Origin of the sequence: uncultured Methanospirillum sp. (genome assembly GCF_963668415.2) — an archaeon.
Classification (GTDB): domain Archaea; phylum Halobacteriota; class Methanomicrobia; order Methanomicrobiales; family Methanospirillaceae; genus Methanospirillum.
In genome coordinates this window covers 1,888,949-1,903,110 of sequence record NZ_CAXXDL010000001.1, presented here as the reverse complement: position 1 = coordinate 1,903,110, position 14,162 = coordinate 1,888,949, and the positions used below count along the sequence as shown (strand labels likewise).

Sequence of the window (14,162 nt, the reverse complement as noted above, 5' to 3'; positions counted from 1 at the left end):
TGTTGTTCTGTGAAATATTTGTAGGTTACCTGTATGGGAGCCCTACTGGTGGCACCCGCACCCGACACCCGGATCTTCAATAGACACGCTCATTTTCCCACCGGTTCGCTTCAGATTCGATGCAGAGTCAACCGCCCCATGATCACCCCGTGGATCGATGATCAAGAAGAACGGATATCCCTGCTGGGGAATGTACCCGGGAATAGTGAACGATAAACTCTCGTCTTTCACCTCTCCTGCTTTCAGAGGAGCAATGGAGGCATGCAACGGGATCAGTTCATTGCCTCCGAGAAACGCATGCACCTCGACCTGCTCCCCGGAAGTATCATCAGCACCTGTATTTTTGATGGTTACTCCCGGCTGGATCGGAGAACCCGGTTCAACCCTGATCGCTGTGTCGATACCGGATATTGCATCGATCTTGTACTGAGGACCTGATCCTGTACCAGCACCTGCAAGTCTTCCTGCCATGTCGTGACCGGCCTGACCGGGAGTGGAGATAGTCACGGGTGACTTTGATGAAACTCCCTGATCACATGATGACGGTAACGATGTCCCTGCCCCGTACAGAGCAGTGATCTCATACGTACCCGGTGTTATATCAACCGGAACTGCTGACTCCATATGAACCGTTCCTTCTTTGGTCTCACCTGTAAGATGTTTCCAGCTGAGAAGCCTGGCATCTTTGCAGTCACCGGCCGGTTTATTGAACCACAGCGTAAGATACCCGTCTGTACCGGTTCCAGGAGAGAGGAGAATATCTATAGTAATATACCCCCCCTGCTCGGAGACTCCTGATAAGGTGAGATTCACCGGCACGGCCAGTGTGGGTGTGACAAATAGAATACAGAAAAGTGCCAGGATGCCTGACACCAGGATATATTTCATGAGGTACTGTTCAGCCGGGAGTGTGATAATCTTCCCGGTTGACCCATCAGGGACACCTGCTCTTCTCCCAGGGATCAGGTTCAGGGACAAACTCAGGTTCCGAATCTGGATCCCAGGAGTCAAGCAGTTCCCGAAGGGCGTCTGCAAGGGTAATAACCTCTTCTCTGGTTGTATAACAGGCGACCGAGGCCCTTACCGTGCCCTGGTCACAGAAGGAGCGGACATATGGTTCTGCACAATGCATACCACTCCGGACACAGATATCTGCCATATCATCCAGCCGGGTCGCAAGCAGGTCAGGATGTATCCCATCGACTCCGAACGATATCACAGTTGTTCCCCTGGGACTGTACACGTCCACCTGGCCGAGGTCTTCCAGTGCATCGAAGAGAGCGATCCCGAGTGCCTCTTCATGGTCAGCAATCTCATCAACACCGAGGGCATCAACGAGCCGTATTGCCGGCCCCATCCCGATGATCCCGGGGATATTAGGGGTGCCCGGCTCAAACCGTGCCGGTGCTGGACGGAGTTTCACCTCATCAAGAGAGACTGCCGTAACAGTCCCTCCTCCGAACCGGCTTTCAGACAACGTGGCCGGTTCCTCTGCATAAAGGGCACCAACACCCTGGGGACCGAGGAGCCCTTTATGTCCGGCAATCGCGAGATAGTCCATCTTGCTGATGTCAACCGGGATGTGACCGACCGACTGGGCCCCATCCACAACGATGAGAGCACCCTTATCATGGGCGATATCTGCAATCTCATCTACCGGCTGGATAGTCCCGGTTACGTTCGTCATCTGGGTGACTGCAACAACACGGGTCTTTCCGGTGATCATGTCGCTCACCGCATCGGGATCAACGTATCCATCCTGTTGGGGAACGATTGACACCTTCACACCCTGCCTCTTCAGTGCCATCCAGGGCAGAAAATTGGAGTGGTGTTCAAGGGCAGTACAGAGCACCTCATCACCCTTCTTCCAGGGAAGACCCTGTGATATGAGATTTATTGCACCGGTCGTGTTGCCGGTCCAGATGATCTGCTCGGGATAAGCACCGAGAAACCCTGCAAGATCCTCCCTGCTCTCCTCACACCTGGCAGTCGTCTCCCTGGCAAGCCGATGGGTTCCTCTTCCGTAATTCCCGGCATACTCATAAAAAAAGTCGCATATCGCCTCGACAGACCTGACCGGTGTCTGGGTGGTAGCAGCATTGTCAAGGTAGATGACCTCTTCGAGGACCGGGAACTCCTCTCTGAGAGCCGTGAGATCGTACATCTGATGTACGAGAATCAACCTGGTACTATAAAGGAGTCTTGGGTATTCAATGAAAAGAACCCAAGCCTACATGAAATCAGCAAGACCGAGCTGCTCGATCTTCTCTTCGCCGAAGGTTGACTCGATGTTCATGTTGATAACTTCGACACGCTGCCGGGTATACTCGGAGATATGAAACTCTTGGCAGATCTCCTGCGACATCTTGAGATACTTCTTCACCGAGCCTTCATGCACAGTAGGGATCACCGTTCCACCGCACCGGCACTTTCCTGACAAGGGCATCCTGCGGTAACTGGTGTTGCACTTGGTGCACCTGAACTTCTGCTTTGCAAACGCACCGAGGTTGCCCTGGAGGTCGCGAATGAAGTGGGTCTGCAGCACCCGTTCGGCCACGTCGTGCTCGTCAACCGCCTTAATCTTCTTTGCGAGCTCAAGTTCGCAGTTGAGCTTGTCAACCATCGACTGGAGCTGGGTGTACATGGTATCAAGGGGTCCGGCCGAGATGTCAGATGTGTCATGGGTGAAGAAGAATCCCTCGATCTGGTTCTCTTTTCCAAGCCGTTTCTCTACCCGGTCGATGAGACCTTCAACATCTTTGGGGTGTGCATACTCGAGTGCCTTGAGATAGAGCTCAAGGGGATACCCTGCACAGACATCCAGGTTGTGACTCTCCTTGTCGATCTCGGTCGGGTCAATCCTGCTGCTGAGCACCAGCGGGGCATCCATCGAACCCCCCCTTGTCTCGGGAAGAAATGCCCTGGAGAAGTTGATGAGCCCGTCAAGCAGAAGCATGACACAGTCCTCGTCCCCGTCGCACTGCCCGGTGAAGATTCCGTTTGCAACAACGGAATGATCCCGGTCCACGGTCAGGCAGTAGACCCGCTCATCAGGAGACTGAACATAATCGATTGTGGCAATGCGATCAGAGATAACCACACTACCTTCCCAGACCGGAACTCCATCACCGACCTTCACCTCGAGGGCACGGATCTTGCGTAGGTAATCGACATCCCAGACAAGCATCGCATGATCCGGGGTCACCATGAGTTTCTTTCCCCTGGCAGTCACAAACTGGATCAGGTTCTGCGGGGACCGGTGAACTGATATCGAGGTCACCTTGCGTATATGCGGAATTCCTCCGGTATCCACCGTTCTGGCATAGGCAGGTCGGGTCGGATCTGCGTAAAAAGTCCCGATGTTGTCCACTCCGGCCTGCGAGAGATCAAGCCGCTCAAGCACGAACTGGCGGATTGGGAGGGCATGAATCCCGGTCTCATCGCCGATCTCGATCTGGGTATCGCCAAAGAAGCAGTTTCTCCGCTTGGCTGCATGGAAGAAGGGATGCCCGTACCCGACATTAGCCTTTGAGAACCCTATCAGACGGACGAGCACACCTGCACTTGTGTGGGGAGCAAGCCCGATGATGAGATGCCCGATGAGATCAAGCCGTTTCTCGCAGTTGTAAAACGGTTCAAGCCCGTACACTTTCACGAGCAGCTGGTCGATGAACTTTGTACAGGCGAGCAGGTAGTCTCCACATACTTCAGGGACCAGAATATCCTGGGGAGGAAGCTCGAGGATCTGCTCCCGATCTGTCAGTTCCTTGCCGTAGATATCATGAGTGTACCCGAGATCAACAAGCCGTTCGACAGGAACACCGATCTCCCTGGGCCGGAAGTGTGTGAGCGGCATGTCGATGATGTCAAATCTGACCGTACCATCCTTGAAGACAAAGAGATTGTTCAGGGATCTGAGCACTCCTTTCTCAAGCAGTTCAACAGGTTTTAACCTCGAAACCAGCCCCTTGACACCCTTTACCAGGTCGCCGGTCTGTTCCCTGACCCCGAGATTCTCAAGTGCCTTCAGATACTGCTGCTTCACATTGATCGTGTATTCACGATTGCAGGCACCCGGCACCCCACACTGGGGACAGGTACCATCCCCTACTTCAATGCCGCATCTGGGACATGCAATCACCGGAACTGTGTGTGTCCCGCAACTACACCGGTTCAGATATGTCTCGGTCTTACATGCAGGACACCGACGGACTCCCATCTCGAGCTGGAGAATTCCCCCGTCAGTATTCGCCTTGTAGGTGTGCCGTCCTGCCTCCTGGAGAGATCGCCGTGATCCTCCGCCTTCACCAACCGGGAAGAGCACATGGGGAGCAGGCTTCATCTCACGCGGCTTGGCCTTACCTGGCCTCCCCATCCTTCCCCCGATCCGTGTGCCTGCCTTTGATCTGAGTTTGAGACCTGACAGGTGCATGATAAGATCAAGGCTGTCGGTCTTCTCCCCATCCCAGGCAGATATCATGGCGAGGTTCTCATCAAGCCCGAGGCATCTGCAGAAGAGGTGTGCAGGTGATATCAGAATCACCTCGTCACGAACCAGATGAGGGCAGAGAATGTTCTCCAGGATCTCCTTGATGACAGGATCCTGGGGAATCTTCAGGGTGTTTTCAGACAGGGAACCGTGCTGGCTGATGTATTCTGCCAGTTCGCGGATCTCGTCAGGCCTGACATCATCCCAGAGAAGGGTGAAGTCAGGATGCAGGAATGCCCCGGCTTCGCAGCAGGCGAGAGCCTCCTCCTCGCTCGTCGGGTGACCGACACCACCTTCAAGGTGCCACCATGCCTCACAGTAGGCACACGGAGCAAGCACATGGTTGTTCTCCATGAACTCGCCGTAACTGATCAGAATCTCGCCGACATCGATGATAGATGCAACCTGCGGCGAGAGTTCACGTGCCTGTTTAGCGTCATCTATCCTGAGCACGTCCCCGTTGATCAGCCTGACTGTAGGCCCCTGGATCGAGTCAACCGGGGAGATCCCTGCTGCCTTACCCGGCCGTTCGGTCTTCATCTGGGTCCCTACCGCAAGGAAATCACCGAGAATATGAAGCGTTGCCGGATGAAGACCACCTGCTGCAAGCCCGGTGTTCCGTGACCTCCCGTACACCAGCCTGAACCCGCCTTTGCGCATCGGATACGCAAAGACCGGTCTGCCACCGATGAGATCACGGAGATACTTATCCTTGGGGTGAATCCCTACCTCTTTCTCCTCGTGATCTGTACTGGAAGAAGTGGTTGAGTGCATCAGCTCCTCAAGCCAGTCCCACCCGTCCATCTTCATCTTCCTGACATTGCGCATCACCTTGGGAGCCTTGAGGATCAGCCCTTCTGCAATGACCAGTGCCATTCCACCACGGACGGTGTTCGTCTCAACCCGTTCCAGGTTTCGGTACCCGGAGACCTCCTCCCGTTCGGTCGGCTCCCCGTCGATGCAGACCGGGCAGTTCTGGATGATCAGCCTGATCTCTTCAGGAGACGGGAGATACTGCAGGCTCATAATCGAGTTGTATTGCCGGATCTCCTCGACATACCGCTCGATCTCTTCAGGTCGTGGAATATACCGGTTAAGCCCGAGCAGTCTTCTGACATAATCGCCCACAAGAACCGAGAGTGCCTGGGCTGTTCCTCCCGCACTCCGAATGGGCCCGGCATAATAGATAGAGAGATATTCGGTCCCGTCATCGTTCTTCCTGACCGCCACCTTGGCGATACCCTCGATCGGTGCTGATACCACACCCTCGGTAACCAGTGCCATCGAGGTCCTGATCGTATGATCCAGGATCTGATCGTTGTCGGTCTCCCCAAACTTACGTGAGACAAACACATCACCGATCTTGAGCGATGCCTCTTCACGTGACATCCGCGACTCAAGGTCACGGATACAGGCTGCAACCCCCTTTATCCCTACCTGGGCCTCAACCCGGTCTGCAAGATCGTTTGCTATCGGGATCTCTATCACAGTCTCGGGATCAAGCCCTGCCTTCCTGGCCTCACCCGCAACCTCCATCGCCCTGGCTAGACCTGTATTCAGACGATTGTAGTACTTCTGCATGTGGGGAGAGATGTCAGCCATTTCAGATCGCTCTGTATAGATCAGACCGGATTCTATATGGCCTGTTCACCCCAAAAAAACCTGACCTCTTTCAGGATACGGAGTTAGCCTGCCGCATCAGATCACTCATCTCTTCATCCCAGTGGCCTGACTTTTGAGCTGCATTCAGAACAGTGAGGGCTGAACTCTTGTCATTCATCTTCAGGTATGCATCAGCCGTCGCCTTTGTGACCGTGAGATCCTCAGGATTCTGAGCAGCGATCTTTGAGAACGATCTGATCGCATCCCGATAGTACCCTTCAGCGCCCGGCTGCCCAAGCCGGGAGAGGGAATCACCTTTCTTCAGTTCGGCTATTCCTTTTGCACGCCATGCTTCAGAGAACGCAGGAAGTTTTGCAGTTGCATCACGGTAACTGTCTATCGCTTTCTGATACTCTTCCTGCTGCATCCACTTGTTCCCTTCAGAGAGGGAGTTTCGTGCATCTGTACTATTTGTGCCGTTAATCCAGGGGATCAGAAAGAGCTGTGCAACGATGATGATCGCCATGAACAGGGTGAGATAGAAGAGAAGAACCTGTAGGATCCTGGGGATAGTGCTCTTCGGTTTCTGCACCGGTTCCTCATGGAACGGTCGCTTATGGGAGGTCTGGTGATGATGCGTATAGTACCAGGTCCTGGGATCGCGGTACCGCTGGCTTCCCCGGTGATAACTCCCGTACCGGGAGTCTTCTGCAATGACAAGGGTTGCATCATATTCCTCCCGTTTTTTGGGATCTTTGAGGACCTGGTATGCCTCGTTTACAACCTTGAAGAGTTCATCTGCATCAGGACTTTCACAGACATCTGGATGAAGGATCTTTGCAAGTTTTCTGTACGCCGTGGTTATCTCATGCAGAGAAGCATCTGGACGGAGATTCAGGATATCGTAATAGGTCTCCCCTGCCTGGTTCATCGCAATTTCCAGAGCTTAACATATCCATATCTGACGCGGGAATAATAAACTGCTCTGACCCGGACTCCGGCGTCAGAGCCTAATCCCCGTGTGCACATGATGCCGGGTCTACCGGCAGGCTGCAGCAAGACAGTCATCAAGGGTTCCGATGATCGAGGAGGCGCCACACATGTTCGGAACATATGCGAGTGCTTTTCCACTGGAGACCATGATGGTCTTGTACCGCTCAAGTGCAGGTGAGACCACCATACAGGTGTCAGCATACACCCATGCCCCGCTCTTCTCGATGATGCCGACCGCTTCTGCAGATCTGGTGATGACATCACGTGCTGCAAAGATGTAGAGCGGTCTTTTCACTCTGCAACCCTGCAGTTTCCCTGCGATTCTGGTGAGTTCCTCATCAGAGCAGTGCGGACAGCCGATCGCGATTGCATCAGGCTCTGCTGATCCATACACATCTGCAACCTCTGATGCGGTGATGGTGATCGTCTCAAGGGAGGCTGTATCGTACTTGAAGACCCGTGCCTCGGGAGTTATATCCCTGACATGGTAGAGGGCAGTGGCACCGGTGGCAGCCATTGCAGCCCCGAGATTCTTGAGTTGATCCCGTGACGGTCGTATTCCGGTGAAGATAGGCACACGATTTCCTGCAATCTTCCCGGCAAGATATCCGAGAGCACCATACCAGGATTCATCGACATTTCCGGGAGCACCTTCAACATTGATAGAGAGGACCGGGGCCCTGTTCTCAACAAGATGCAGGCCGTATGCAGGTGTTCTCCCAAGGATTGCTGCGGCAAGGGCAGAGGGCCCTCCCTCACGGTTCGTCCGTGCCCCAATGACCGAGTTTGCATACGCAACCGCTGAAGACTCTGACCAGGCAAGGTGATCACCGTACTCGGTGATGGTCAGGTAGTACGGTGTGCAGGTACACTCTAGCCGTATCCCAAGCCGATCATATGCAGCGATCACATCAAGCTGGTTTTTGGCAAACTCAGGATCGATCTCCATCTGCCTCCACCTGATCCGGTCCATACCGACAGGGTTGAGAATTGCAGGCACACTGGCCTTTGCATCAAGGCTTGTGAGCCATTCAAGACCCCACCTGCCGATCGTTTTATACGATGCACCAGAGACCTGAGCGCTTCGTATGGGAACCATCTTCTCTGCCTCGAAGACCTTCCCCATCGCAACCAGGATCTCCATCAGCTGTTGCCTGGTCGGGCCTTCCTCACCACCAAGTATCGCCTCTTCTTCAGCGGAAAGATACATTACTGCTCCCAGGTTGCCCTGATGAACTCATCTTCCCTGCCCATCTCCATGGTTGCATCGATCCCCATCTTGACATTCAGCCCGTCGCCAATCCGGGTGGGGTCAAGGGAAGACCCCCTGATCCCGGGTATTATAATAGTGTCAGTATCAGCCCTCACTCTTGTTGCCAGGGCATACTCGACATCCAGGGGATCTGATGGATTGATATCCTCATCAACGATGACCACATGCTTTAAGGATGTGTGAGCCGCAAAGGCAGCCAGTATCGCGTTCTTTCCATCTCCCTGTGTCCTCTTTCTGATCTGGACAACTGCATGAAGGTACCCGCAGCCACCTTTCGTGAGCACCACATCGGTCACTCCGGTCACACCGGCAACAGCCTTGTAGATCAGTGGCTCATATGGTGCACCCATCAGGATCTTGTGCTCATCTCCCCCTGGCAGAATTCCATGGTAGATCGGATCAGACTTCACGTGCATCCCGGTGATCCTGATCACCGGCTGGGTCCGCACCGGGTCGTAGGTTCCGGTGATATCCACAAACGGTCCCTCACTCGCGGTCTCCGCTCCGATGAACCCTTCAAGGATGATCTCTGCATCAGGAACACGAACTCCGTTTGAAAGTGTCTTTACTGTGATCTCTCCACCGAGCAGTTCTGCTGCAAAAGGCAGTTCCATCCCGACCGGAACTCTGCTGCAGCTTGCGAACATGACCAGAGGGTGCAGTCCTATCGCGATCGCAACAGGGAGTTCCTTTCCGTCTGCAAGGGCCTGTTTCAGCATGGTGTGAGTATGCCTGCCCTCGACGAGCCGGGCAACCAGCCTGTCCTTTCCTGACTGGAGCATCCGGTGCACTGAGGCATTCTCAACCCCGTTGTACCGCGAGAAGACCACTCCGGCACAGACATACCGGCCTGCATCAAGCGGGTAATGCTTCATGATCGGGATCGCGTCGAGATCTGGTGCAGAACATGAGATGGTTCCGTCTTCTATCACTCTGCCATCATACCGACAGGCTGCAAGGTGAGGAACCATCTTTTCAGGGCTGACTCCAAGGGCGAGGGAAAGGGCCTCCCTGCTTGCGGTGACATTCATCACAGCCTTCTTTCCGTCGAGATTATGGAAGAAGAGAAGTTTGTCGGTCCCAAACGATCGCTTCGGTGCTTCATACTCTGAGGAGACCGGTTCATGAATGTCAATGACCAGACCTTTGCTCCTCATCAGATCAATACAGGTTCTCATTCGTATCCACTCCATCTGCTGGTGATCTCGAGGTCCATCCCAAGATGGTCAACGATCCGGGAGATCACAGAATCAACAAGGTCCTCAATGGTTGCCGGTCTGTTGTAGAACGGCGGACTTGCCACCATGATAGTCGCTCCTGCATCATGGGCAGTGAGCATATTGGTGATATGAATCCGGGAGAGAGGGTTCTCCCTGAGCACGAGAATACAGGATCTGCGTTCCTTCAGGGTGACGTCTGCTGCACGGGTTACCAGGTTCGGGGTGATTCCGTTCGCAACCGAAGCAAGGGTCTTCATGCTGCACGGGACGATGACCATCCCGTCATGCCTGAACGACCCGCTTGCGATAGGTGCAGCAAGATCATCAAACCGGTGGATAGTGACCGGAAACCCGGAGAGAGAGACACCTTCATGGACAGCGATCTCTCCGGCAACCGGGCTGACCACAAGATGAACCTCGGCTACGGGAGAGAGGTGATGCAGGAGCCGGGCTGCATAAATCATGCCACTCGCTCCCGATACCCCGATTACAAATCTTCTGGTCATACATCAACCAAGCAGCAGCCACTATCAAAGCCTGCCTCTCGAATCACAGGCAGGTGGCTGCTCGTACTTATCGTTTAGTACCGATGCATGAAATACACACCTGATGAGAAGATGACCTGAGGAATAATATGGCTCGGCTTCGGGATGGCTTTAGAAAATTCGTGCTGATCATGCACCATCAGTCCTGTTACTGATGTCAGGCATTAGTCGCGCATATCCTGCGCACCAAGGGGGGTTGGAGAAATAAACGCCATATCCGATTTATCGCCGCAATAATATTCATAGAAGGAATAATAATCCAATTTAGTTCTTAAATCGCTATTGGGGCGCATTAATTGCAGCGATTAGGAGTGATAGTATTTTATAGAGCTTAGCGTAAAGATTAGCACATATATCTAGTGATCAGTCCATCTGGTCCAAACCAGGTGGACCATGCGGATGGGAGGAGTAATGATGAAGGTTTGGAGATATCTGCCTTATATGATGGTGATTCTTCTCTGTCTCTGCGGCATGGCAGTGACAGCAGAACTGACACTCACCACCGGAATACCGGCTGTACAATCAGAAACGGTAAGTCCGGCAGCACAGAGTGGTGCAAGCGGCATCTCAATTATGGCTGCGGCATCAGATCCTGATGCATACACCCTGAAGAATACCCTGACCCTGGGATCTGTCCAGTACACCCTCACGAGAGATCAGTGCGGTGGAGACAGAAAACAGGTCACAACCGGTAAGCTGAAACGAGTGCACCCGAGGGTCTATGACAACGGGGTCGTGTACGAGGAGTGGAACGCCGGAGCGGCTCTTGTCGGCAAGTACGACTTCAGCACCGGGACGTCAGGAACCATAAACCCTTCAGGCCAGGAACAGACGAACCCGGACGGTTCTGGTAGAATGCTGGTGTATGAACAGGATGCATCCCCTGGCACGTCGATAAAGAACATCTTCGTGTTTGACACCCAGAGTCAGACCTCAATTCAGGTCTCACCCAGCACAGCCAACCAGAACCAGCCTGCAGTATCAGGCAGGTACGTCGTATGGCAGGACTGGACGTCAGGGAACGCTGATATTGCCCTTGCTGATCTGAACAGCCGTAAGGTTGATCTGAGCAGTGGCAAGTATGACGTAAACGGCAACAAGGTTGTTGTCTGCAAGGATCTCGGAGATCAGAAGAATCCGGATATCTCAGGCAACTACATTGTATGGGAGGACTGGAGGAACGGGAATGCAGATATCTACATGTATGATATCAGTGCCGGGAAAGAGTACCAGCTGACGTCAGACAGTTCAGATCAGAAGAATCCGAAGATCAGCGGTAACATCGTTGTATGGGAAGACAGCCGCAACGGTGGTTCTGATGTTTACGGAATAGATCTGAGAAACCTGCATGAGATCCAACTTTCCGCGACAGGAGACGCATTTAATCCTGATGTTTCCGGTGTCCTCGTTGTCTGGGAGGATCACTCAGGAAGCAACTCTGACATCATGCTTCTCGACCTGATCAGCGGAAGGATATACAACCTCGGCAACGATCAGTTCGATCAGAAAGCCCCATCCATATACGGTGATTATGTCTCCTGGGAGGATTACAGCTCAGGAAACCCGAACATTTATGTGATGAAACTGAGTGGTTCAGGAATCAACACGGGGACCACCAGGACTCCCTCCGGGAATTACTACTTCTACGGTGCTGTTAACCGTGCAGGAAATCCGGTACCTGTTGGATCAACTATCACGGCCATGGTTGATGGCGAGACTGCAGCCAGATGCAGTTTCACTGTTGACAAGGACGGTGCATACGGATCACAGGACGGAAAATACTTTAATATCCCGATCTACTCCGACGATGCCGGAAAGAAACTCACATTCTACGTTGACGGTTCACCGGTAGACCAGTCCATGGTGATTGCAACTACCGGAGGAACCCAGATGCTGGACCTGAACGTTTCAGGCACCACCATCGGATCAGGGCTGATCCAGGGTACCCAGACCGGAAAGTACCAGTTCTACGGGGCAATCACCAATGCAGGCAGTGCTATGCCGGTTGGATCAACAATCACGGCCATGGTTGAGGGGTCAACCGATGTCCGTGGCAGTTTCACTGTTGACAAGGATGGAGCATACGGGGCACAGGGAAGCAAATACTTCGAGGTTCCTGTGTACTCCGGTGATGTTGGAAAGAAACTCACATTCTACGTTGACAGTGTTCCGATCGACCAGACCATTGTAATTGGAAAAGACGGGGGTATCCAGTCACTTGATCTGAGTTCGTCGTACGGTTCGAGAGTGAACAGTTACCAGTTCTCAGGAACTGCCCAGCTCAACTCACAGAACGCTCAAAGTGGAGCAGTTCTGTATGCATTAATTGATGGCAGAGTCAGGGGACAGGCCTCGGTATATTCAACAGGCCAGTACTCCGGGCTCAGTGTCCCGGTTTACTCACCCGATGTAGGGAAGTACATCACATTCGCAGCAACATACAACGGAATTACGTACTCTTCAGGCCAGCAGGTTCAGGTCAACTCGCGTAGTTCCGGAGGAGTGGGCCTGATGTCTGCCGGCTCTTCGGATGTCTCTGCAGAGTCGGTGGTTTCCCAGACCCTCAATCTTGCATTCACATCATCATCATCACCATCCCAGAACCAGTATATTTTAAGTGGTTCTGCCATGGTCGGTAGTCAGTATGCATCGAGCGGTACAATCATCACGGCTCTTGTGGGCAATGTAGGAAGGGCACAGACAACAGTCACCACAACCGGCCAGTACTCGGGCCTGACTGTTCCGATCTACTCATCAGATGCCGGTCAGTACATGACCTTCACCGCATCATACAACGGGGCCACGTACACAACCTCCCAGCAGTATCTGGTTGGCAGCAGTACCGGAACCGGTAGTGGTGGAGGAGTTGCCCTGATGTCAGTCGGATCAACCGGTGGCGTATCTGCTGAAGGAACAATAACTCAGCGCCTTGATCTCACCTTCAGTTCTTCCTCTTCACCTTCCCAGTCCAAGTACTACTTCTATGGCATGGCGACCGTAGGAGGAACACCGCTTGAGAATGGACGAATAATCTATGCAGTTGTAGACGGCCAGGCACGCGGACAGATCAGAGTGTCCTCAGCAGGACAGTATGGCTCTGCAAGCGGTCCGTACCTTGAGGTTCCAATCTACCAGGGTGATGTCGGCAAGACAATCCGTTTCCAGACCGATGCGGGTTCAGAAGCAGATCAGACACAGCTGATTGTGAGCGGTCTTACGCTGCAAAAGAACCTGATCTTCTCAACAAACCCGGCAGGTTATGCAGAGTTCACGGCAACCCCGGTTCAGGGAAGTGCGCCGCTCTCTGTGAAGTTCACTGACAGATCAACAGGGAGCCCGAAGACCCACTACTGGGACTTTGGAGACGGTACGACGTCAACTGATACCAACCCGGTTCATGTCTACCAGCGTGATGGAGTGTATTCTGTGGGTCTGGTTACCGGGTACTGGAACGGACAGTCAAAGACCACAGTCAAGCAGAACTTCATTGCAGTCGGAGCAGTAACTCCTCCAAGTGCACAGATTGGACTGAATCCGGGATGGAACTTCATATCCTCCCCGAAGATGCTTACTGATGGAATGAACACTGCAAGAGCCGTCTTCGGACGGATCGATGTTGGTGGACACAGCATCTTCAGTTACAATCCACGTGCAAAGACCTGGACAACGGTCACGGCTGATGTAACCATCAAGCCGCTTGATGCATTCTGGGTCTATTCAACCAAAAAGGATGCACTGAACCTGTACTTCGCTGCCGATGCACTGCAGATTCCGCAGACCAAGAAACTGGTTAAGGGCTGGAACACCTTTGGTGTGACAAACCTGAACACGATCTCTGCGTATAACACCCTCCTCTCGATAAGGGACAAGTGGGTGTACGTGATCGGATACGACTCTGCATCCCAGAGGTTCCAGAATACAATTATGAATGTCCCGGACAGTTCCCAGGGATCGCTCTATCCAGGATACGGGTACTGGATCTACATGAGCGATGAGGGTGAGCTGGCGGCAGCAGGTATCTGAGTACCTGCTTCACTTTT

General features: G+C 53.2%; 8 protein-coding genes. 1 reads left to right on the top strand and 7 read right to left on the bottom strand.

All coding sequences use genetic code 11. The annotated features are described in order from the left end of the window. Positions 1-42 precede the first annotated feature (42 nt). From ACHZA2_RS08835 to ACHZA2_RS08805, 7 genes are all read right to left on the bottom strand, one after another. The gene (locus ACHZA2_RS08835; RefSeq protein ID WP_319579401.1) at positions 43-888 is read right to left on the bottom strand and encodes a hypothetical protein; all 846 of its coding nucleotides are present in this window, start codon (positions 886-888) and stop codon (positions 43-45) included. Between the two features lie 46 nt (positions 889-934). Further along, complete coding sequence (locus ACHZA2_RS08830; protein WP_319579400.1) at positions 935-2,164, bottom strand: cysteine desulfurase; 1,230 nt, start codon at positions 2,162-2,164, stop codon at positions 935-937. Between the two features lie 66 nt (positions 2,165-2,230). Beyond that, complete coding sequence (locus ACHZA2_RS08825) at positions 2,231-6,091, bottom strand: DNA-directed DNA polymerase II large subunit (protein WP_319579399.1); 3,861 nt, start codon at positions 6,089-6,091, stop codon at positions 2,231-2,233. A gap of 70 nt (positions 6,092-6,161) precedes the next feature. Next, on the bottom strand, positions 6,162-7,022 hold the full coding sequence (locus ACHZA2_RS08820; RefSeq protein ID WP_319579398.1) for a DnaJ domain-containing protein: 861 nt from the start codon (positions 7,020-7,022) through the stop codon (positions 6,162-6,164). 108 nt (positions 7,023-7,130) lie between these two features. Continuing rightward, a complete protein-coding gene (locus ACHZA2_RS08815; RefSeq protein ID WP_319579397.1) occupies positions 7,131-8,294 on the bottom strand; it encodes an aconitase X catalytic domain-containing protein in 1,164 nt (387 codons plus the stop codon). Beyond that, positions 8,294-9,535, bottom strand: coding sequence for a UbiD family decarboxylase (locus ACHZA2_RS08810; protein WP_319579396.1), 1,242 nt, complete (start codon positions 9,533-9,535; stop codon positions 8,294-8,296). The genes ACHZA2_RS08815 and ACHZA2_RS08810 overlap by 1 nt, the downstream gene beginning before the upstream one ends. Continuing rightward, a complete protein-coding gene (locus ACHZA2_RS08805; RefSeq protein WP_319539160.1) occupies positions 9,532-10,083 on the bottom strand; it encodes a UbiX family flavin prenyltransferase in 552 nt (183 codons plus the stop codon). The genes ACHZA2_RS08810 and ACHZA2_RS08805 overlap by 4 nt, the downstream gene beginning before the upstream one ends. Before the next feature lie 480 nt (positions 10,084-10,563). On the opposite strand from ACHZA2_RS08805, the gene ACHZA2_RS08800 reads away from it, so the two are divergent. After that, a complete protein-coding gene (locus ACHZA2_RS08800; protein ID WP_394698532.1) occupies positions 10,564-14,145 on the top strand; it encodes a PKD domain-containing protein in 3,582 nt (1,193 codons plus the stop codon). The last annotated feature ends 17 nt before the right edge of the window (positions 14,146-14,162 follow it).

Bases quoted from the DNA above. Each gene is read 5' to 3' on its own strand.
- ACHZA2_RS08835 (WP_319579401.1), bottom strand. From the start codon at position 888: ATGAAATATATCCTGGTGTCAGGCATCCTGGCACTTTTCTGTATTCTA.
- ACHZA2_RS08830 (WP_319579400.1), bottom strand. From the start codon at position 2,164: ATGTACGATCTCACGGCTCTCAGAGAGGAGTTCCCGGTCCTCGAAGAG.
- ACHZA2_RS08825 (WP_319579399.1), bottom strand. From the start codon at position 6,091: ATGGCTGACATCTCTCCCCACATGCAGAAGTACTACAATCGTCTGAAT.
- ACHZA2_RS08820 (WP_319579398.1), bottom strand. From the start codon at position 7,022: ATGAACCAGGCAGGGGAGACCTATTACGATATCCTGAATCTCCGTCCA.
- ACHZA2_RS08815 (WP_319579397.1), bottom strand. From the start codon at position 8,294: ATGTATCTTTCCGCTGAAGAAGAGGCGATACTTGGTGGTGAGGAAGGC.
- ACHZA2_RS08810 (WP_319579396.1), bottom strand. From the start codon at position 9,535: ATGAGAACCTGTATTGATCTGATGAGGAGCAAAGGTCTGGTCATTGAC.
- ACHZA2_RS08805 (WP_319539160.1), bottom strand. From the start codon at position 10,083: ATGACCAGAAGATTTGTAATCGGGGTATCGGGAGCGAGTGGCATGATT.
- ACHZA2_RS08800 (WP_394698532.1), top strand. From the start codon at position 10,564: ATGATGGTGATTCTTCTCTGTCTCTGCGGCATGGCAGTGACAGCAGAA.